Raw genomic sequence first — 18,559 nt, 5'->3', positions numbered from 1 at the left:
CCTCAGAAGCGGTGCAGCACGCCCAGCTGCACGCCCTTGATGGTGCGGCCGTTGACGTCGTCGGCCGATGTGAAGTTGGGCTTCATGCCGCCCGAGGCCGCCAGCCGGAAGCCCGCATTGCGGTCGTTCTTCAACTGCTCGGCCACCGCGTAGAGCATGGTGCGCTTGGACAGGTCGTAGTAGGCCGCGACCGCGCCGCCCGATGCGCCGCGCCCGCTGTCCGAGCCATCCTGTATGCGGCCCCACAGTGCGCCCACGCGCAGTTGCGGCGTCACGCGGTAGTCGGCCGACAGTTGCCAGACGCGGTAGAAGCGGCGCACATCGGCGTTCGTGCCCGCCACCAGCCCGCCCACATTGCCCAGCACCGTGCCCGTGTTGTTGCCCGCCGAGCCTGCCGTGCTGTTGTTGGACCGCACAAAGGCCAGCTGGACCTTGCCCTTGCCGTAGTCGTAGTTGGCGTAGAGGTTGTCGTAGCGGACCGCGTCGGTATAGGCCGCGTTCTGCGGCGCACGCGCATACAGCCCGGCATATCCCACGCGGTAGGGGCCGTTCAGGTAGTCCAGGCCCAGCTGGTAGATGGCCTGGCGCGCTGGAGCACCGGTCTCGGCCATGGCGTAGTGGGCCTCGAACAGGAAGCCGGCCATGCGCGGCGAGGTGTAGGAGATGTCGTTGTCGAAGCGCGAGGGCACACCGAAGTTGTTGACCATCGATCCCAACGTGCGCGAGGTGAAGTCGATGTAGTCGCCGCGCCCGAAGATCACGGTGTTCTGCCGGCCCAGCCGCACCTCGCCCCAGCCGCCGCCCAGGCCCACCCAGCTTTGGCGGTCGAAGCCGCGCGTGCTGTCGGCCTGCGTGCCGTTGTCGGCGTTGATGCCCATCTCCAGCTGGAACTTCGCGTACAGGCCACCACCCAGGTCTTCCTGCCCGCGAAAGCCCAGGCGGCTGCGCAGCAGGGCACCGTCCTCCAGCGTGGTCATGGATGCGCCCGAGCTGCTGCGCATGTGGTTGATGTACTGGTCCACGCTGCCGTAGATGGTGACCGAGGACTGGGCGTGGGCACCCGCGCCCCAGGCGCCCAGCACGGTGGTCAGGGCCAGGATGCGAAGGGCCCCGCGCTGCGGCACTCGCGGTGTCTGGTGCATTTGCTGTTGCATGGTCTTGTCTCCTTCTCTGTGAAAAATGCTTTTTCGGGCGTGGCTGCGCCCTGCCCTGGACGCATTCAGGGCCGGTTGTCTGTCGGCTGGATCAGTAGGAGATGTGCGCGGTGGCGCGCAGCTGGTCGGGCGTGGCGCTGCCGAAGCCGAAGAATTCGAGGTAGGCGGGAATCATCTCGAACAGCATGTCCGTGCCCACCTGGAAGTCGCAGCCCTTGTCGCGCACGGCGCGCAGCAGCGGCGTGAACTCGGACTTCATCACCACCTCGCCCACAAAGGCGGTGGGTGCGATGCGCTGCACATCGAACGGCAGCGGGTCATCGTCCTTCATGCCCAGCGGCGTGGCGTTGACGACCACGTCAAAGCCCTGCGGGTCCCTGGAGCCCGTGCCCACCTTCATCCTCGGGTAGTAGGCAGCGAGCCGCCCGGCCAGGGCCTGCGCGCTCTCGTCCCGCGTGTCGAACAGCATCAGCTCGCCCACGCCGGCCGCCGCCAGCGAGGCGGCAATCGCCGAGCCCACGCCACCCGCCCCGGAAATCAGCACCCGCGCGCCCTGCAACTGCCGCCCCTTGCGCAGCACGCCGCGCACAAAGCCCGCGCCGTCGAACTGGTCGCCCAGCAGCGTGCCGTCCTCGCGCCGCAGCACGGCATTGCAGGCGCCTGCAATGTGCACGGCAGGCGTGACCTCGTGCACCAGTTCCACCACGGACACCTTGTGCGGCATGGTGATCAGCGCGCCGCGCAGGTTGGTGAAACGCATGATGGCGGCAAAGTCGCCGGCGAAATGCGCCGCCTTCACGCCCATGGGCACGACGCAGGCGTCTATGCCCCGGCTGTCGAACCACGGGTTGTAGATCATGGGCGACTTGAAGGTCTCGGTCGGGTCGCCGATGTGCGCGATGAGGGTGGTTTTTCCGGAAATCATTTCCTGGGGCCTTCGGATGCCTTGGGTTGCAGGATTCAGCGGCCGGACTGGGCCAGGGCCTGGTTGCGCAGGCGGTCGTACTCGGCAGCTGCCACGGGCTGCGCACCGGCCTCGCCCAGGTCTTCCATGCGCACGCGGTAGGTCTCGCGGGCGCTCCACGCGGCCAGGGCGGCCACCACGGTGATGCCGAAGGCGATCAGGCCCACGGTCAGCCAGATGTTGTGCGCACCCGGAGGCGCCACGGCCGTGAACAGCGCGGGCAGCATGGCGGTGATGGCCGTGCCCACGTTCTGCGAGATGGCCATGGCCGAGACACGGGTGCGGGTGGGGAACAGCTCGGGGTAGAAGCTGGGGAACACCGCGTTGTAGCCCTGGTAGACCACGCCCCACATCAGGATGGACATGGCGAAGGCCAGCGGCATGTTGCGTTCGCTGATGGCGTAGAGGTAGCCGATGGCCAGCAGGCCCGACAGCAGCGCGCCGAAGATGATGGGCGGGCGCCGGCCGATGCGGTCGGACAGGTTGCCCACCATGGGGATCACCAGCACCGCGACGATGTTGCCCACCACGGGAATCCACAGGTACATGTCCTTGGCGAAGCCGATGCCGTAGGCGGGCTGCACCGCATAGGCCGCGCCGAAGATGGTGGCCACCACGGGGATCACGTTCATCAGCGCCATGCAGACCACGCGCAGCATGTCGGGCGAATGGTGGCGGAAGGCCTCGACCACGGGCGAACGCGGACGCGCCTCGCTGCGCCCTGCTGCCGTGAAGGCCGGGGTCTCGTTGACCTCGCGGCGGATGATCCAGCCCGCGATGATGACGACGAAGCTCAGGATGAAGGGAATGCGCCAGCCCCAGCTGTTGAACTGCTCGGGAGGCATGTAGTGCGCCAGCGGCAGGAACACGGCCGCTGCCAGGATCTGGCCGGCCTGCACGCCCTGCAGCGTGAAGCTGGCGAAGAAGCCGCGCCGCCCGAACGGGGCATGCTCCAGGATCATGGAGCTGGCGCCCGAGATCTCGCCGGCCACCGCAAAGCCCTGGATCAGCCGCATCAGCACCAGCAGCGCGGGCGCCCACAGGCCGACCTGGTCATAGGTGGGCAGCAGGCCCACGGCGATGGTGGAAAAGCCCATCAGGAACATGCACCACACCAGCACCTGCTTGCGCCCGTGCGTGTCGCCCAGGTGGCCCAGCACGAAGGCGCCGATGGGCCGCGCCACATAGCCCACGCCATAGGTGGCCAGCGAGGCGATGATGGCAATCGCCGGATCACCCTGCGGAAAGAAGATCTGCGGAAAGATCAGCGCAGCCGCCGTGGCGTAGATGAAGAAGTCGTAGTACTCCAGGGCCGAGCCTATCCAGCCGCTGGTGGCGGCCTTGCGCGGCTGGTGCCCGGTGGGCTGTGTGTGTATCGGGGTTGCGCTCATGTGTTGTCTCCTCCATGTAGAAAAGGCCCCTGCCCGATGCTTGCGGCCAGGCCGGCGGGATGTAAAAAATGTAGTTCCCGCCTATGGATGCGCCCAAGCCAATTTCGAAAGGCATGTGCGCTGATCGCACCGCGCTGTTCGATAATCGCACGCACCCAGGGTTAATACGGAAAAATCAAAACCGTCATGACAACACCTTCCACCCTCGCCCAGCGCGACTGGATTGCCGGACTGGAACGCGGCGTATCGATCATCGAAGCCTTTGACGACGCCCACCCGCGCATGACGGCCGCCGAGGCCGGCCAGCGCACGGGCATGACGCGCACCGCCGCGCGGCGCTACCTGCTGACGCTGCAGCACATGGGCTACGTGGCGGGGGACGGCAAGCTGTTCTGGCTCACGCCGCGCGTGCTGCGGCTGGGGCAGTCGTACCTGGAGTCGGCGCGGCTGCCGCGCATCGTCCAGCCGTTCCTGCAGCGCGTGGCCGCCGGCACCCATGAAACCGCCTACCTGGCGGTGCTGGACGACGACGAGGTGGTCTACATCGCGCGCAACGGACCCAACCGCAACATGAACACCGGCTACGTGCTGGGCGCGCGCGTGCCGGCCCAGGTCACGGCGGCCGGCATGCTGATGCTGTCCATGCGCAGCGACGCCGAGCTGGAGCACTGGCTGGACAACCGCGCGCTGACGGTCTTCACCTCGCACACCATCACCTGCCCCGCCGAAATGCGCCGCGAGCTGGCCCTGATCCGCACCCAGGACTGGGCGCTGTGCGAGCAGCAGCTGAACCTGGACTCGCGCGGCATTGCCGTGCCGCTGCGCGACCGCCACGGCGCGCTGGCCGGCGCCCTCAACATCACCATGCCCATGGGCCGCGAAACCGGCAAGGACGCCGTGGCGCGCGTGCTGCCCATGCTGCGCGAGACGGCGCAGGCCATGCGGGATCTGATCTGATGGTGAACAACACGGCCATGGCGCAACTTCCTGGCCTGGACATGCATGGCGGCGACGACCATCTGCTGCAGCATCTGCAGGCACTGGAAGTGCGGCTGCACGATCCGCAGGTGCGATCGGACGCAGGCCAGCTGCAGGCGCTGCTGCATGAAGACTTCCTGGAATTCGGCCGATCGGGCGGCATGCACGACCGGGCCGCCACCGTGGACAGCCTGGCGGACGCCTTGCCAGCACAGGCCCCTGCCCGGCTGGTGTCAGGCGGCTTTGCGCTGGCGCGCCTGGGACCGGACAGCGCGCTGCTGACCTACCGCTCGGCCAGCGTGGCCGAGGATGGAACGGCCGGCCGGCATACGCTGCGCTCTTCGGTCTGGCTGCGCACGGCGCGGGGCTGGCAGATGCGCTTCCACCAGGGCACGCCCACGGCGCCATTCGACCTGGCCGCATCCATGCCATGAGCGGCCTGCGGCGTGTTCAGACCGTCTCGAACGCGTATTTTTCCGTGTCCACCTCGCGCTGCGAGGCCACGGCATAGCGGTCGCCCTGGATGCGCTCGGGCTTGAAGAGGTCGTCCAGTTCGGCCAGCAGGGCCGCATCCAGGCGCACGGCGCCGCCGCGCAGGTCTTCGTGCAGATGGTCCACGCTGGTGGTGCCCGGCAGGGCAATCACATGCTCGCCCTGGTGCAGCACCCAGGCGATGGCCAGCTCGGCCAGCGTGCAGTCGGCGCGCTCGGCAATGGACTGCATGGGCGCGAGCAGCTGCAGGTTCTTCGCATAGGCCTCGGGCGCGAAGCGCGGCATGGCGGCGCGGATATCGCCCTTGACCAGGCCCTCGACCTCCTGGAGCTTGCCGGTGAGGAAGGCGCGGCCCAGCGGGCTGAAGGCCACGTAGGCAATGCCCAGTTCCTTGCAGGCCTGCAGCGTGCCCAGCTCGGCATTGCGCGACCACAGCGAATACTCGCTTTGCAGCGCGGCGATGGGGAAGGTGGCATGGGCGCGGCGCAGCGCGTCGGCGCCGATCTCGGACAGGCCCAGGGCGCGCACCTTGCCCTCTTCCACCAGGCGCGACATCTCGCCCACCGATTCCTCGATGGGCACGCGGCGGTCCCAGCGGTGCAGGTAGTAGAGGTCGATGACATCGGTGCCCAGGCGCTGCAGGCTGTCTTCGCAATTGCGGCGCAGGGTCCTGGGGTGGCCATCGATCACGCGGCGCACCACGCCGTCGTCGCCGCGCACGCCGGCCATGCCGCATTTGCTGGCCAGGGTGATGTGGTTGCGGTGGGACTTGAGCACGGGGCCGACCAGGGATTCATTGGCGCCGAAGCCATACAGCGCCGCCGTGTCGAACAGCGTGACACCGGCGTCCAGCGCCGCATGCAGCACGGCCCTGCCCTGCTCGGGCGACGGCGGATGGCCATAGGCGTGGCTGAGGTTCATGCAGCCCAGGCCGACGGCGCTGACGGAGAAGGGACCCAGGTTTCGTGTGGACAGGTTGGTCATGGTGGCTCACAGGGAAAAGAAGAAAGGGAGCGGCCGGCGCTCCCTTGCAGTGCATTCGCACAACGATTTTGCCGTCAAACCGCAGCGCCCCGCACGCCCGTGCGCGCCCAGGCCGGCAGCGGCACGGGCCGGTGCAGCACGTCGTCGTTGAGCCACTGCGCGCTGCGGCGCGCGCGCTCGGCCACGGTGTCCAGCGGCAGTTGCTGGTAGTCGTCGTTGAAGACCTCGAAGCTGTAGTCGCCACGGTAGCCCAGGCGGTCCAGGCGCAGCACCAGGTCGGCCAGGCGCTCGCTGTGCACGCCCTCGCCCGGAAACACGCGGAAGGTGCGCGCCGTGGCCATGCGTTCCTCGAAGGTGGGCGCGTCATGCCACATGAAGTCGGACAGCTGCACCAGGAAGATCTTGTCGCGGTCGATCAGCTCCAGCGCATCCAGCGGCGTCTTGGCGGCCAGGATGTGGAAGGAGTCCAGGCCGATGCCCAGGTTGGACATGTCGGCGCGGCAGACCACGTCCCAGCTGGTGGTGAACTCATTGACGGAGCGGCCCCAGGACAGGCCCTCGTAGGCGATCTTCACGCCCAGCGGAATGCCGAGCATGGCCAGCTTGCGCAGGTCGCGCGCAATCACGTTGAGATCGCCCGTGGCATGGCGCGAGGTCGACGAGCAGGCCAGCAGCACGGGGCTGCCGATCTCGGCGCACATCTCCAGCATGGATTTGGCGATGTCCACCTTGTAGTGGTGCAGGTGGTCGGACAGGCCCTCGAAGTCGCGCAGCACCTGAAAGCCCGTGGGCCGCAGGCCGCTGGCGCGCACGGCCGCCGCCGCTGCCTTGACGCCGCCCGGGTGGCCGGCCAGGTCGCGCGCACTGAGCATGACCTGGGTGAAGCCCGCGCGCCGGATGGCGTCGAGCTTGGCCTCCAGCGAGCCATTCAGAGTGATGGTGTCCATGCCATAGCTGTCCAGCAAGCCCATGTTGCCCTCCAGGATCGTTGTGTGTATCGGCGGTTGAATCGGACGGCGGCGCGCCAGGCTTTGCGCTAGGCGTCGCGGTGCACCAGCTCGAACACCACGGTGCCCATGGCGTTGCGCGTGAGTGCGCCACGGTCATCGGGGTGCAGGCGGCTCGATTCCACGAACTCCACGCCGCGCTGGCGCAGCGCCTGCACGGCGCCAGGCACGTCGGTGGTGCCCAGGCCAATGCGCTGCAGGCGCTCGGGCATGTCGTCCCACTCCAGGCCCGGATCGGGCTCGATGAGCTGCCACAGGAAGCGCTTGCAGGGGCTGCGCATGAGCTTGCCCTTGGGCAGGATGCCGAAGCGCTGCGCATCGGGCAGCAGGTGGAAGTCGAACATGCGTTCGAAGTAGGTGATCCAGTCGGCGCTGCGGCCACGCCCTATGTACTGGACCACGCCGAAATAGCCCAGGCCGGCCAGCGCCGGCGGATGGGGATCGGCCCCGGCAACGGGCTTGAAGTCGATGTCATAGATGGAGAACTCCTGCCATCGATCGACAAAGTAGAAGCGGCTGCCACCCGGGCCGTGGATGGCCGGAATGTGCAGCTCCATCGCCTGGGCCTGGCTGGGCGCCGCCCAGGCTCCCAGCTCGATGCAGCGCGTATGCGCCTGCAGGGCATCCTGCACGCGCAGCGCCACGGCCGAGATGACGGGCTGCCCGTCCGAGGCGGCATGGGCCAGCGCATCGGCAGCGCCCGCATTGACCACCAGGTTCATGTCCCCCTGCCGGTACAGCGTCACCTCGCGCGAGCGGTGCCGCGCCACGGGGCGAAAGCCCAGCCCCTCCAGCACCTGGCCCAGGGCCTGGGGCTGGCTGGTCGTGTACTCGATGAACTCTATGCCGTCGATCCCGAGGCGATTGGACGCCTCGGGCACGTCTTCCCGGCTGCTGGAGGAGGAATCGGTCATTGCGGTACTCCGGGTGGAAACATGATCGTCGTGCCACGCCCAAGTGGCATCGCTCTCCTACGATCAAATACGCGTAAAACTGGCGCGGCCCAACTCAGAGACACCGAGGAAGGGCCGCCCCGCACCGAGGGTGTCGTCCCCCTTTCAGGGGGAAGACGCGAAGCGGCTCAGGGGGTGAGCTGTTTTTCCAGATCGTGCAGGACCTGATAGCAGGGCAGCACCTGGGCCACGCTGGAATTGGGCTCGCGGCCTTCGCGGATGGCGGCGAAGAACTCGCGGTCCTGCAGCTCGATGCCGTTCATGGACACGTCGACCTTGGAAACGTCGATCTTCTCTTCCTTGCCGTTGACGAGGTCGTCATAGCGCGCGATGTAGGTACCGGTGTCACCGATGTAGCGGAAGAAGGTGCCCAGCGGGCCGTCGTTGTTGAACGACAGGCTCAGCGTGCAGATGGCGCCATTGGCGGCCTTGAGCTGGATGCTCATGTCCATGGCAATGCCCAGTTCCGGGTGGATGGGGCCTTGCACGGCGTTGGCCTTCACGATGGGGCTGCCGGCCTGGTAGGCGAACAGGTCCACGGTGTGGGCAGCGTGGTGCCACAGCAGGTGGTCGGTCCAGCTGCGGGCCTGGCCCAGCGCGTTCATGTTGGTGCGGCGGAAGAAGTAGGTCTGCACATCCATCTGCTGGATGTTGAACTCGCCGGCCGCGATCTTCTTGTGCACCCACTGGTGGCTGGGGTTGAAGCGGCGCGTATGGCCGCACATGGCCACCAGGCCGGTCTGCTTTTGCAGATCGGCCACGGCCTGCGCGTCCTTGAGGCTGTCGGCCAGCGGGATCTCCACCTGCACATGCTTGCCGGCCTTCAGGCATTCGATGGCCTGGGCGGCATGCATCTGCGTGGGCGTGCACAGGATGACGGCATCCACCTCGGGCAGGGCCAGGCTGTCGGCCAGCTCGGTGGTCACATGCTGGATGCCGTACTTGTCGGCCACTTCCTGGGTCTTGGCCAGCTCGCGGCCCACCAGGGAGACGACTTCCACGCCGTCGATGTTCTTGATGCCGTCCAGGTGCTTGATGCCGAAGGCACCGGCGCCCGCCAGGGCGACTTTGATGGTCTTGTTGCTCATATGAGTCTCCGTAGAGCCGCCTCAAGGAGGCGAAGGCCCCCTCGGGGGGCAGTGAATACACGCAGTGATGAACGTGGGGGCCTCAGCCGTTCTCCAGGATGAGATGTCCCACGGCCGTATTGGACGCGGGCACATGGTAGAAGCGGTGGTTGACCTTGGGCAGCGGCGCGGGGCCATCCACATCGGCCATGGCGCCGCGCGCGATCAGCCACATCACCAGCTCGATGCCTTCGGAGCCGGCCTCGCGCACGTAGTCGATATGCGGCATCTTGGCCAGGCCGGCAGGGTTCTCGATCAGCAGGTCCAGGAAGCGGTTGTCCCACTCCTTGTTGATCAGGCCCGCACGCGCGCCCTGCAGCTGGTGGCTCATGCCGCCCGTGCCCCAGATCTGCACGTTCAGGTCTTCATCGAAGCTTTCCACGGCGCGGCGGATGGCACGGCCCAGGTTGAAGCAGCGCTGGCCCGACGGCACGGGGTACTGCACCACGTTCACGGCAAACGGAATCACCGGGCAGGGCCAGGCGCCCGTGCGCGCGTCCTGCTCGCCGCACATCAGCGACAGCGGCACGGTCAGGCCGTGGTCCACGTCCATCTTGTTGACGATGGTCAGGTCGAAGTCCTGCTGGATCACCGACTGCGCAATGTGGCTGGCCAGTTCCGGATGGCCGATGACCTTGGGCACGGGGCGCGGGCCCCAGCCTTCGTCGGCGGGCTGGTATTCAGCGGCCGTGCCGATGGCAAACGTCGGGATGAAGTCCAGGCTGAACGCGGTCGCGTGGTCGTTGTAGACCAGGAAGATCACGTCGGGCCTGTTGTCCTTGAGCCATTGGCGCGAGTGCTCGAAGCCCTTGAACAGCGGCTGCCAATAGGGGTCGCCCACCTTGCCCAGGTCCATGGCCGCGCCGATGGCGGGCACATGCGAGGTGTAGACGGATGCGGTGATGCGCGCCATGTCAGTTGCCTTCCTTGTTGTTCTTGTCCACGCTGCCGGCCTTGCCCTGCGGCTGGCGGTGGGCCTGGGCATCGCCCTCCTCGCCCACGCGGCGGTTGCCTTCGGCCGAACGGCCTCCGCTCACCATCATGTTGCGGTATTCCTCTTCCGACATGCCGGTCATGGAGCCGGCCATCTGCTGGAAGCTCTTGCCATCCGTGGCGCCGATCTTGGCCAGGAAGTAGATGTTGCCGCCCGTGCGCATGCACCAGTTCAGATCGCGGGCCAGGACGGCCTGCTTCTGCTCCTCGCTCATGGCCCATTCGTCCAGGTAGGCACGCTCGTCGGCCTTGAAGCGCTCGCGGTTCTCGGCCTTCATCAGCGACATGCAGAACTGGTTGAGCCAGTAGCCTTTGCGGGACTGCTCGGCATCAAAAATGATGGTGCCGGGCACGTCCAGATAGGGTTTGTCCAATGCCATGGATATCTCCTTGAATATGTCCGGCACCCAGGCCGGACATGGTCGCCATCAGGCTTCTTCGGGCCAGTACAGACGCATGGGGTTGTCGACCAGCAGCTTCTTCTGCAGCTCGGCAGTCGGTGCAATGTGCGGGATGAAATCGACCAGCAGGCCGTCGTCGGGCATGTGGTCCTTCAGATTGGGGTGGGGCCAGTCGGTTCCCCACAGCACGCGGTCGGGGAATTCCTCGACCACGCGGCGGGCGAAGGGCACCACGTCACGGTAGGCATTTTGCTCGCCGTCCAGCGCCTTGGGGCCGGTGACGGACAGGCGCTCTGGGCAGCTGACCTTGCTCCAGACGTTCTGGTGCTCGCGCATGAACTTGAGGAACAGCTCGAACTCGGGCCCGTCCACGGGCTTGCTCACGTCGGGGCGGCCCATGTGGTCCACGACCACGGTGGTGGGCAGGCTGGTGAAGAAATCCCACAGCTCGGGCAGGTCCACGGCCTCGAAGTAGATGACCACATGCCAGCCGAGCTTGGCGATGCGGCCCGCGATCTCCATCAGCTCGTCCTTGGGCGTGAAGTCCACCAGGCGCTTGACGAAGTTGAAGCGCACGCCGCGCACGCCGGCGGCGTGCAGTTCCTGCAGTTCCTCGTCGGTCACGCTGCGGCGCACCGTGGCCACGCCGCGCGCCTTGCCGCCGGCGGCCTTGCAGGCATCGACCATGGCGCGGTTGTCGGCGCCGTGGCAGGTGGCCTGCACGATGACGTTGCGCGCAAAGCCCAGGTGGTCGCGCAGCGCGAACAGCTGCTGCTTGCTGGCATCGCAGGGCGTGTACTTGCGCTCGGGCGCGAACGGGAATTCATCGCCAGGGCCGAAGACGTGGCAGTGGGCATCGACAGCGCCTGCGGGCACCTGGAACTTGGGCTTGGAGGGGCCGGCGTACCAGTCCAGCCAGCCGGGGGTCTTTTCAAAAGCGCTCATATTCCCTCCTTCAATCGATGTAACGAAGGCCGGCCTTTTCGAGCGGCTCGCGCATCTTGTACATGTCCAGGCCCAGCACGCCGGAAGCCAGCTTGGCGCGCTTCTCGCCCTCGAAGCTCTCGCGCTTTTGCGCGGCAGCCAGGGTTTCGGCGGCCTTGGCGGCGGGCACGCAGACCACGCCGTCATCGTCGGCCACGATCACGTCGCCGGGCGTGACCCACATGCCTGCGCAGACCACGGGGATGTTGACCGAGCCCAGCGTGGCCTTGATCGTGCCCTTGGAGGAGATGGCGCGGCTCCACACGGGGAAGTTCATTTCCTGCAGCGTCTTCACGTCGCGCACGCCGGCATCGATGATCAGTGCACGCGCGCCGCGCGCCTGGAAGCTGGTGGCCAGCAGGTCGCCGAAGTAGCCGTCCGTGCATTCCGAGGTCACGGCCGCGACCACGATGTCGCCGGGCTGGATCTGCTCTGCGGCCACATGCATCATCCAGTTGTCGCCGGGCTGCAGCAGCACGGTGACGGCCGTGCCCGAGACCTGCTGGCCCGCGTAGATGGGACGCATATAGGGCTTGAGCAGGCCCACGCGGCCCATGGCCTCGTGGACGGTGGCCGAGCCCAGGGCGGCCAGGCCGTCGGCGGCCGCGCGGTCGGCGCGCTGGATGTTGCGGTAAACCACACCGAGTTCGTACATGGTGTTCTCCTTGATCTGTGGTGGCGGCCTGCTTACAGGCCCTTTTGCTTGAGGGCGGCGTCCAGGCGCGGGAACACGCGGCGCGCGTTGCCTTCGTAGACCTGGTAGCGCTCCTCTTCGGTGAGGTTGGCCGTGGCCTCGATGTAGCGCTTGGTGTCGTCGTAGTAGTGGCCCGTGGTCGGGTCGATGCCGCGCACGGCGCCGATCATCTCGCTGGCAAACAGGATGTTCTTGACCGGGATCACCTTGGTCAGCAGATCGATGCCCGGCTGGTGGTAGACGCAGGTGTCGAAGAAGATGTTGTTGAGCAGGTGCTCGTCCAGCAGCGGCTTCTTGAGTTCCTGCGCCAGGCCGCGGAAACGGCCCCAGTGGTAGGGCACGGCGCCGCCGCCATGGGGGATCAGGAACTTGAGCGTGGGGAAGTCCTTGAACAGGTCGCTGGTCAGGCACTGCATGAAGGCCGTGGTGTCGGCATTCAGGTAGTGGGCGCCCGTGGTGTGGAAGCACGCGTTGCAGCTGGTGGAGACGTGGACCATGGCCGGGATGTCGTACTCCACCATCTTTTCGTAGATGGGGTACCAGGAGCGGTCCGACAGCGGGGGCGAGGTCCAGTGGCCGCCTGACGGATCGGGGTTCAGGTTGATGCCCACGTTGCCGTACTGCTCCACGCACTTGACCAGCTCGGGAATGCAGGTCTTGGGGTCCACCCCGGGCGACTGCGGCAGCATGGCGGCCGGGATGAAGTGATCGGGGAACAGCTGGCTGACGCGGTAGCACAGCTCGTTGCAGATGGCGGCCCAGGTGCTCGATGTCTCGAAGTCGCCGATGTGGTGCGCCATGAAGCTGGCGCGCGGGCTGAAGATGGTGAGATCGGAGCCGCGCTGCTTCATCAGCTTGAGCTGGTTGGTCTCGATGGTCTCGCGGATCTCGTCGTCGCTGATCTTCAGCTCGCTGGCCCGCGGGGCCTTGGACGGGTCCTTGAGTCCCGCGATCTGCAGGTCGCGCCAGGCGCCCAGGGCCGCGGGCGCGGTGGTGTAGTGGCCGTGTACGTCGATGATCATCGGAGGGTCTCCTGCGTCTTTATGGGGTGGAAATGTGTCAATGAAGGGGCGTGGCAGGCACCGCGCCGCCCTGCGGCTCGGGACTGCTGTACTGCTTGATGATGAGGGCGGCCATGGCGATCACGCCAGGAATGGCCACCACGGCAAAGATCTCGCTGAAGGCCATGTGGCGCGCCGACAGCTCGGCCACCAGGAAGGAGCCCGCGATGCCGCCGAAGCGCCCGATGCCCAGCATCCAGGCCACGCCCGTGGCGCGGCCGCGTGTCGGATAGAAGGCGGCGGCCAGCGCCGGCATGGACGACTGGGCGGTGTTCATGATGGTGCCGGCCAGGAAGACGGCCACCACCAGCCAGCCCAGGTGGCCGGCCGTCTGGCCTATCCACCAGATGGAGGCCGCCGTCAGCGCATAGCCGATGGCGATGATGCGGTTGGCATTGAAGCGGTCCATGAGCCAGCCGAACAGCACGGCGCCCACGCCGCCCAGCGGGAACAGCGCCGCCACCAGGGTGCCGGTCTTGGGGTCCAGGCCCGCTTCCTTGAACAGCACGGGCATCCAGTTCATCAGCGCGTAGAAGATGACCAGGCCCATGAAGTAGGCGATCCACAGCATCACCGAGCCCACGCGGTACTGGCGCGACAGCACCACGCCCATGCCGCTGCCGGCCTGGGCCTCGGGCCTGGCCTCGGTCAGCACGAAACGCTGCACGCCCTGCACGGCATCACCGGCAATGCGCGCCAGCACCTTGCGGATGCGCTCGGCCGGGTAGTTGTTGGCCACCATGTGGCGCACGGATTCAGGCAGCAGCACGACCAGGGCCACCAGCAGCAGCAGCGGCGCGGCACCGCCCAGGATGAGCACGCTGCGCCAGCCGAAATGCGGGATCATCCAGGCCGCCAGAAAGCCGCCGAAGGCCGCGCCCAGCGGAAATCCGCAGAACATGGCGTTGGTCAGCGTGGCACGGCGCGAATCAGGGCAGTACTCGCTCATCAGCGTGACGGCATTGGGCATGGCGGCGCCCAGGCCCAGGCCGGTGACGAAGCGCAGCACGGCCAGGGTCCAGATGTCGGGGGAAAAGCCGGAACCCAGGCAGGCCACGGCAAACACCGCGACCGAGCCCACGAGCACGGTCTTGCGGCCCAGGCGGTCGGCCAGCGGGCCCGAGAAGATCGCGCCTGCGGCCAGGCCGAACAGCGCAGCGCTGAGCACGGGCGCCAGCGCGGGCTTGCTCACGCCCCATTCGGTGATCAGCGAGGGCGCGATATAGCCGATGGCCGCCGTATCAAAGCCATCGAGCAGAACGATCAGGAAACACAGCGCAAAGATCACCCACTGGAATCCCGAAAACGGGTGCTCGTTGAGCAGGGTCTGCACATTGACGCCGGTTGCTGCGGCGTCCTTCTGGACGGATGTCATGACTTGTCTCTTCCACTGTCTCTCAGCCTGGCGGATACCGCATCTGCGCGCGCGGCCCGCCCCTTGCACCGCAGGGGCCGGCAAGCCCCTGCGCTGTTTCTTCAGTCCTGCCTGCGGCCGTCCCAGACCGAGCGCGGCACCATGACCTCGCCACGCATCAGCAGGCGCGCCGTGCGCAGCAGGGCCGCCTTGGTCACTACGTCGGGATGGGCCGGGTCGCTGTCCAGCGTGACGCTGAACTCGCCCGTGGGATGCTCCACCGAGACGGTGAGCGGACCCGTGCCCTGCTGCAGCTGTGCCACGCCCTCGCACACGGTGCCCGGCATCTTCACCGCCGTGCCCACGGTGACGGCCGCCAGCACGCCGATGGCGTCATGGCAGACATGGGGGATGAAGCTGCGCGTGGTCAGCGCGCCGCCATGCTGGGGCGGCGCGATCAGGGTCATCTTGGGATAGTTCTTGGCCGAGACATCGCCCAGGCCCATGGTCTGCGAGATCTGCAGGCGCAGCGCCTCGATGCGGCGCTTGAGGTCGGTGTCGGCGTTGAGCTCGGCCACGGTCTCCTGCCCGGTGGCGCCCACATCGGACGCCTTGAAGATCACCAGCGGCATGCCGTTGTCTATGCAGGTGACGTCGAGCGTGAAGGGCTCGAACCCCTCGCCCGTCACCGTGACCGTGTCCCGGGGCTTGCCCGTGGGCAGCAGGCCAGAGCAGACCGAGCCGGCCGTCTCCAGGAAACTGATTTCGATGGGTGCCGAGCTGCCGGGCGCGCCGTCGATGCGGGCCGAGCCTTCGTACTCGACCTGGCCGCCGGGCGTCTGCACGGTGATGTCGGCCGCCATGCCGGTGTTCAGCGTCAGCACGCGGAAGGTGCTGGTCTCGCCACGCGGCTGCACCATGCCGGTCTCCAGCGCAAAGGGAACCACGCCGGCCAGCATGTTGCCGCAGTTGGGCGTGGTGTCCACCGTGTCCTTGTCGGGCTGCAGCTGGGCGAAGAGGAATTCGAGGTCTATGCCCTCCTTGTCGGAGAGGCTGACGATGCCGACCTTGCTGGTCAGCGGATGCGCGCCACCCACGCCGTCGATCTGGCGCCTGTCGGGCGATCCCATGGCCGCCAGCAGCACGCGGTCGCGCGTGGGCAGGTCGGAGGGAAGATCGCTGGCCCGGAAGAAAGGGCCCTTGGAAGTACCGCCCCGCATCAGCAGGCAGGGAATGGCCGTTTGCATGGCTGTCTCTATCAGTATGGGTATGACAGCTATTGTGAGCATGGCGCGGGCCAGGCACTACTGGGCAAGCCCGCTAGCAGCTATAGCAAACCGGCATAGCTCAACACCAAGCCTGGGCCGCAGGCTGCGACGCCGGGGCGCCGCAACTGCTTGATACAACTTATTGGGGCGCAGTGCCGCTCAATCGCGGTCATGGCCCCGGCCGCGATCATGGCCATGCCCGCGGCCGCGGTGGTCGTCGTGGCGGTCATGCCGATCGTGGCGGTCGTGGCGGTCCCAGCGGCGGTCATCGCGGCGGTGCTCCCATTCGCGGTGGCGGCGCTCCTCGCGCCAGCGAGGATCGTGGCGCGGCGGCCCGGCGCGCCAGTGCGGCGGCGGATTGCGCAGGAAGTACACCGGGCGGCCGCAGGCACCGTAGCGTGCGCAGTGCTTGCCCCAGTGCTTGGCATGGCCGGGCGGCACCCACATGTAGACCGGCGGCGGGGCCATGGGCGCCGGCGCGATGATGACGGGCCGCTGGTACAGCAGCGGCGGAGGCGGGGCATTGCCTATGTCCACGGTGCCGTAGACACCCGGAGCCAGCTGGCCCGAGACCGAGCCGCTGATATAGGTCTGCGCCTGGGCCGCAAGGGCCGAGCAGGCCAGCGCAAGGGCGGCCGCGGCGCGCAAGGTGGATCGCAAGGTAAGCATGGCCATGTTCTTTTGAAGGGGTGAAACAGGAAAGGCCCCGTTTCTACCAAGCGCCTGGGGCCGCATGGGCCGTTGCGCCTGAAAAGGTGTAAGAACCCGTTCAAGCCAGCGCCCGTTCCTGCTCAACGCGCCAAGGCTGCCTGCGGTGTACAGCAGACCGCAATGGTCCGCTTTCTGGCCTGCATGCGCTCAGTCCAGCTTGAGCCGCGAGTCCTTCACCACCTTCTGCCATTTGGCGATCTCGGCGCGGCGGAATGTCTCCAGCTCGGCCGGCGTGGAGCCTATGGGCTCGGCACCTATGCCAGCGAGCCGCTCCACGATGGCAGGCTCGCGCAGCACCTTGGCCAGCACCGTGGACAGCCGGTTCACGATGGCGGGCGGCGTGCCGGCCGGCGCAAAGATGGCGTTCCACTCGTAGGTCTCGTAGCCGGGCACGCCCGACTCGGCAATGGTCGGCAGCTCGGGGGCGGCCTTGGAGCGCTCCAGCCCGCCCACGGCCACCGCGCGCAGCTTGCCGGTCTTCACGTGCTGCCAGGCCGAGCCCATGCTGGCAAACATCAGCGGCACCTGGCCCGACATCACGTCCATCATGGCCGGGCCGCCGCCCTTGTAGGCCACATGGTGCAGCTGCGTCCTGGCCAGCAGGTTGAACAGCTCGCCCGCCAGGTGCTGGGCCGAGCCCGGGCCTGCCGACGCAAAGTACAGATGCCCGCCCGCTTCGGAGCGGCCGGCCTGGATCAGGTCCTGCACGCTCTTGATGGGGGACGATGGCGCCACCACCAGCACATTGGGCACGCGCAGCAGCAGCGAGACCGGCGCGAAGGCCTTGAGCGTATCGAACTGCATGCGCGCGTGGATGGCGGGATTCTGCGCGTGGTTGGAGGCATCGAGCATCAGGGTGTAGCCGTCGGGCTGGGCCTTGGCCACCTGGGCGCCGCCGATCATGCCGCCTGCCCCGCCCCGGTTCTCGATCACCACGGGCTGGCCCAGCTCGGCAGACAGCCTGGGGCCGATCAGGCGCGCCACCACATCGACGGTGCCGCCGGGAGGATAGGTCACGACCAGGGTGACGGGGCGATCGGGGTAGTTGGGCGCTGCAGCCGCTGCGGCCGGCGCGGCCATGCCGGCAACAGCCGAAAGCAGGCCTGCGGCCGCCCACAGGCTGGCGGTGCGTCTGGACAGGGAATTCATGGTGTGTCTCCTTGGGTTTGAATCGGGCTCGGAAATCGGAACAGCTCGACGGCGCTGCGGCCCAGCACGGCCTGCAGCGAGGCGGCATCGTCCAGCGGGTCCAGCCAGTCGTGCATCCAGCGCACGGCCGCCGGATAGCTGGCCTGGCCCGCGTGCTGGGTGTGCGGCCAGTCGCTGCCCCAGAGCAATCGCTCGGCCGCAAAGGCCTGCAGCAACTGCGCGGTGGCCTGCCGGCCCGAGGCGGCGCAGTCGGCAGCCCGCCAGATGCGGTAGGGCGCAGACAGCTTGACCCACACACGGCCGCTGCCGGCCTGTTGCAGCAGATAGCCAAAGCCAGGGTCGCGCACGCCCAGGGCCGGGTCAGGCCGCCCGAAGTGGTCGACCACCACGCGGCAGCCGGCCGCCAGCAGGGTGGGCAGCAGGTCAGGCAAGCGCCCGGCCTGCAGGTGCAGCTCCACATGCCAGCCCAGGGTGTTGGCCTGCTCCAGCACGCGGCGCCAACCTGGCGCATTCAGATCAGGCAAAGGCAGGCCGATCAGGTTCAGGCGCATGCCCACCACGCCGGCATCGGCCAGGGCCTGCAGGTGGTCCTCGCCCGTGTTGTCATCGACCACGGCCACGCCGCGCAGGCGCTGCGGCCGGGCGCGCAGGGCCTGGAGCATGTAGCGGTTGTCCGTGCCCAGGAAGCTGGGCTGCACGAGCACGCCATAGGCCAGGCCGTGCGTGTCCAGGTGCTGCAGATACGTGGCCAGGGACGCATCTGCGTCGGGCGCGTAGCGGCGCACATCGGGCATGGGCAGGCCGCGCTCGAAGACATGGGCATGGGTATCGACGCTGGACGCAATGGCGAACCTAGGCAGGGCAGACACGGGGAAAAACTCCTTGCGGGTGGCG

Annotated in this window: 19 protein-coding genes; 2 read left to right on the top strand and 17 right to left on the bottom strand. The window is 67.5% G+C overall.

Annotated elements, in window-relative coordinates; genetic code table 11:
• Positions 1-2: 2 nt before the first annotated feature.
• From AAN986_RS10965 to AAN986_RS10955, 3 genes are all read right to left on the bottom strand, one after another.
• On the bottom strand, positions 3-1,154 hold the full coding sequence (locus AAN986_RS10965) for a porin (RefSeq protein WP_016451443.1): 1,152 nt from the start codon (positions 1,152-1,154) through the stop codon (positions 3-5).
• A gap of 91 nt (positions 1,155-1,245) precedes the next feature.
• Complete coding sequence (locus AAN986_RS10960; RefSeq protein ID WP_349335654.1) at positions 1,246-2,079, bottom strand: ThiF family adenylyltransferase; 834 nt, start codon at positions 2,077-2,079, stop codon at positions 1,246-1,248.
• A gap of 35 nt (positions 2,080-2,114) precedes the next feature.
• A complete protein-coding gene (locus AAN986_RS10955) occupies positions 2,115-3,509 on the bottom strand; it encodes an MFS transporter (RefSeq protein ID WP_016450424.1) in 1,395 nt (464 codons plus the stop codon).
• Between the two features lie 186 nt (positions 3,510-3,695).
• Here AAN986_RS10955 and AAN986_RS10950 point away from each other — a divergent pair, with 186 nt between their 5' ends.
• Together AAN986_RS10950 and AAN986_RS10945 are read left to right on the top strand one after the other, a co-directional pair.
• Entirely contained in the window at positions 3,696-4,466 is a 771-nt protein-coding gene (locus AAN986_RS10950; RefSeq protein ID WP_012206241.1) for an IclR family transcriptional regulator C-terminal domain-containing protein, read from the top strand.
• 17 nt (positions 4,467-4,483) lie between these two features.
• The gene (locus AAN986_RS10945; RefSeq protein WP_227740981.1) at positions 4,484-4,921 is read left to right on the top strand and encodes a nuclear transport factor 2 family protein; all 438 of its coding nucleotides are present in this window, start codon (positions 4,484-4,486) and stop codon (positions 4,919-4,921) included.
• 16 nt (positions 4,922-4,937) lie between these two features.
• Here AAN986_RS10945 and AAN986_RS10940 read toward each other — a convergent pair whose 3' ends face one another.
• The 14 genes from AAN986_RS10940 to AAN986_RS10875 form a co-directional block, all read right to left on the bottom strand.
• Complete coding sequence (locus AAN986_RS10940; protein ID WP_047216865.1) at positions 4,938-5,963, bottom strand: aldo/keto reductase; 1,026 nt, start codon at positions 5,961-5,963, stop codon at positions 4,938-4,940.
• A gap of 74 nt (positions 5,964-6,037) precedes the next feature.
• Positions 6,038-6,934: a sugar phosphate isomerase/epimerase gene (locus AAN986_RS10935; protein ID WP_047216864.1), complete on the bottom strand. Its 897-nt coding sequence runs from the start codon at positions 6,932-6,934 to the stop codon at positions 6,038-6,040.
• A gap of 65 nt (positions 6,935-6,999) precedes the next feature.
• Entirely contained in the window at positions 7,000-7,884 is an 885-nt protein-coding gene (locus AAN986_RS10930; protein WP_047216863.1) for a 4-hydroxyphenylpyruvate dioxygenase, read from the bottom strand.
• Between the two features lie 167 nt (positions 7,885-8,051).
• Positions 8,052-9,011, bottom strand: coding sequence for a Gfo/Idh/MocA family oxidoreductase (locus AAN986_RS10925; protein ID WP_016450429.1), 960 nt, complete (start codon positions 9,009-9,011; stop codon positions 8,052-8,054).
• Positions 9,012-9,093: 82 nt separating this feature from the next.
• On the bottom strand, positions 9,094-9,963 hold the full coding sequence (locus AAN986_RS10920) for a class III extradiol dioxygenase subunit beta (RefSeq protein ID WP_349335653.1): 870 nt from the start codon (positions 9,961-9,963) through the stop codon (positions 9,094-9,096).
• A gap of 1 nt (position 9,964) precedes the next feature.
• Positions 9,965-10,423 carry a protocatechuate 4,5-dioxygenase subunit alpha gene (gene ligA, locus AAN986_RS10915; RefSeq protein ID WP_016450431.1) on the bottom strand — a complete coding sequence of 153 codons (459 nt, stop codon included), beginning with the start codon at positions 10,421-10,423 and terminating at the stop codon, positions 9,965-9,967.
• Between the two features lie 48 nt (positions 10,424-10,471).
• Positions 10,472-11,389: an amidohydrolase family protein gene (locus tag AAN986_RS10910; protein WP_016454682.1), complete on the bottom strand. Its 918-nt coding sequence runs from the start codon at positions 11,387-11,389 to the stop codon at positions 10,472-10,474.
• 10 nt (positions 11,390-11,399) lie between these two features.
• Positions 11,400-12,083, bottom strand: a complete 684-nt coding sequence (gene ligK, locus AAN986_RS10905; RefSeq protein WP_012206250.1) for a 4-carboxy-4-hydroxy-2-oxoadipate aldolase/oxaloacetate decarboxylase — start codon at positions 12,081-12,083, stop codon at positions 11,400-11,402.
• A 32-nt stretch (positions 12,084-12,115) separates the two neighbouring features.
• Positions 12,116-13,144 carry an amidohydrolase family protein gene (locus tag AAN986_RS10900; RefSeq protein ID WP_016454681.1) on the bottom strand — a complete coding sequence of 343 codons (1,029 nt, stop codon included), beginning with the start codon at positions 13,142-13,144 and terminating at the stop codon, positions 12,116-12,118.
• Between the two features lie 37 nt (positions 13,145-13,181).
• On the bottom strand, positions 13,182-14,558 hold the full coding sequence (locus tag AAN986_RS10895) for an aromatic acid/H+ symport family MFS transporter (RefSeq protein WP_047219549.1): 1,377 nt from the start codon (positions 14,556-14,558) through the stop codon (positions 13,182-13,184).
• Between the two features lie 101 nt (positions 14,559-14,659).
• Complete coding sequence (locus AAN986_RS10890) at positions 14,660-15,784, bottom strand: 4-oxalomesaconate tautomerase (protein WP_047219548.1); 1,125 nt, start codon at positions 15,782-15,784, stop codon at positions 14,660-14,662.
• 180 nt (positions 15,785-15,964) lie between these two features.
• Complete coding sequence (locus AAN986_RS10885) at positions 15,965-16,480, bottom strand: hypothetical protein (protein ID WP_016450436.1); 516 nt, start codon at positions 16,478-16,480, stop codon at positions 15,965-15,967.
• Between the two features lie 183 nt (positions 16,481-16,663).
• Positions 16,664-17,665 (bottom strand): tripartite tricarboxylate transporter substrate binding protein, encoded by a 1,002-nt coding sequence (locus AAN986_RS10880; protein ID WP_047219547.1) that lies wholly within the window; start codon positions 17,663-17,665, stop codon positions 16,664-16,666.
• The gene (locus AAN986_RS10875) at positions 17,662-18,534 is read right to left on the bottom strand and encodes an amidohydrolase family protein (protein ID WP_047219546.1); all 873 of its coding nucleotides are present in this window, start codon (positions 18,532-18,534) and stop codon (positions 17,662-17,664) included. The genes AAN986_RS10880 and AAN986_RS10875 overlap by 4 nt, the downstream gene beginning before the upstream one ends.
• Positions 18,535-18,559: the final 25 nt, after the last annotated feature.

Source organism: Delftia sp. DS1230, assembly GCF_040112715.1.
Lineage (GTDB): Bacteria > Pseudomonadota > Gammaproteobacteria > Burkholderiales > Burkholderiaceae_C > Comamonas > Comamonas tsuruhatensis.
This window is presented reverse-complemented; position numbering and strand designations above follow the sequence as displayed.

Excerpts from the sequence above, each read along its gene's own strand:
- AAN986_RS10965 (WP_016451443.1), bottom strand. The coding sequence starts at position 1,154 with ATGCAACAGCAAATGCACCAGACACCGCGAGTGCCGCAGCGCGGGGCC.
- AAN986_RS10960 (WP_349335654.1), bottom strand. The coding sequence starts at position 2,079 with ATGATTTCCGGAAAAACCACCCTCATCGCGCACATCGGCGACCCGACC.
- AAN986_RS10955 (WP_016450424.1), bottom strand. The coding sequence starts at position 3,509 with ATGAGCGCAACCCCGATACACACACAGCCCACCGGGCACCAGCCGCGC.
- AAN986_RS10950 (WP_012206241.1), top strand. The coding sequence starts at position 3,696 with ATGACAACACCTTCCACCCTCGCCCAGCGCGACTGGATTGCCGGACTG.
- AAN986_RS10945 (WP_227740981.1), top strand. The coding sequence starts at position 4,484 with ATGGCGCAACTTCCTGGCCTGGACATGCATGGCGGCGACGACCATCTG.
- AAN986_RS10940 (WP_047216865.1), bottom strand. The coding sequence starts at position 5,963 with ATGACCAACCTGTCCACACGAAACCTGGGTCCCTTCTCCGTCAGCGCC.
- AAN986_RS10935 (WP_047216864.1), bottom strand. The coding sequence starts at position 6,934 with ATGGGCTTGCTGGACAGCTATGGCATGGACACCATCACTCTGAATGGC.
- AAN986_RS10930 (WP_047216863.1), bottom strand. The coding sequence starts at position 7,884 with ATGACCGATTCCTCCTCCAGCAGCCGGGAAGACGTGCCCGAGGCGTCC.
- AAN986_RS10925 (WP_016450429.1), bottom strand. The coding sequence starts at position 9,011 with ATGAGCAACAAGACCATCAAAGTCGCCCTGGCGGGCGCCGGTGCCTTC.
- AAN986_RS10920 (WP_349335653.1), bottom strand. The coding sequence starts at position 9,963 with ATGGCGCGCATCACCGCATCCGTCTACACCTCGCATGTGCCCGCCATC.
- ligA (WP_016450431.1), bottom strand. The coding sequence starts at position 10,423 with ATGGCATTGGACAAACCCTATCTGGACGTGCCCGGCACCATCATTTTT.
- AAN986_RS10910 (WP_016454682.1), bottom strand. The coding sequence starts at position 11,389 with ATGAGCGCTTTTGAAAAGACCCCCGGCTGGCTGGACTGGTACGCCGGC.
- ligK (WP_012206250.1), bottom strand. The coding sequence starts at position 12,083 with ATGTACGAACTCGGTGTGGTTTACCGCAACATCCAGCGCGCCGACCGC.
- AAN986_RS10900 (WP_016454681.1), bottom strand. The coding sequence starts at position 13,144 with ATGATCATCGACGTACACGGCCACTACACCACCGCGCCCGCGGCCCTG.
- AAN986_RS10895 (WP_047219549.1), bottom strand. The coding sequence starts at position 14,558 with ATGACATCCGTCCAGAAGGACGCCGCAGCAACCGGCGTCAATGTGCAG.
- AAN986_RS10890 (WP_047219548.1), bottom strand. The coding sequence starts at position 15,784 with ATGCAAACGGCCATTCCCTGCCTGCTGATGCGGGGCGGTACTTCCAAG.
- AAN986_RS10885 (WP_016450436.1), bottom strand. The coding sequence starts at position 16,480 with ATGGCCATGCTTACCTTGCGATCCACCTTGCGCGCCGCGGCCGCCCTT.
- AAN986_RS10880 (WP_047219547.1), bottom strand. The coding sequence starts at position 17,665 with ATGAATTCCCTGTCCAGACGCACCGCCAGCCTGTGGGCGGCCGCAGGC.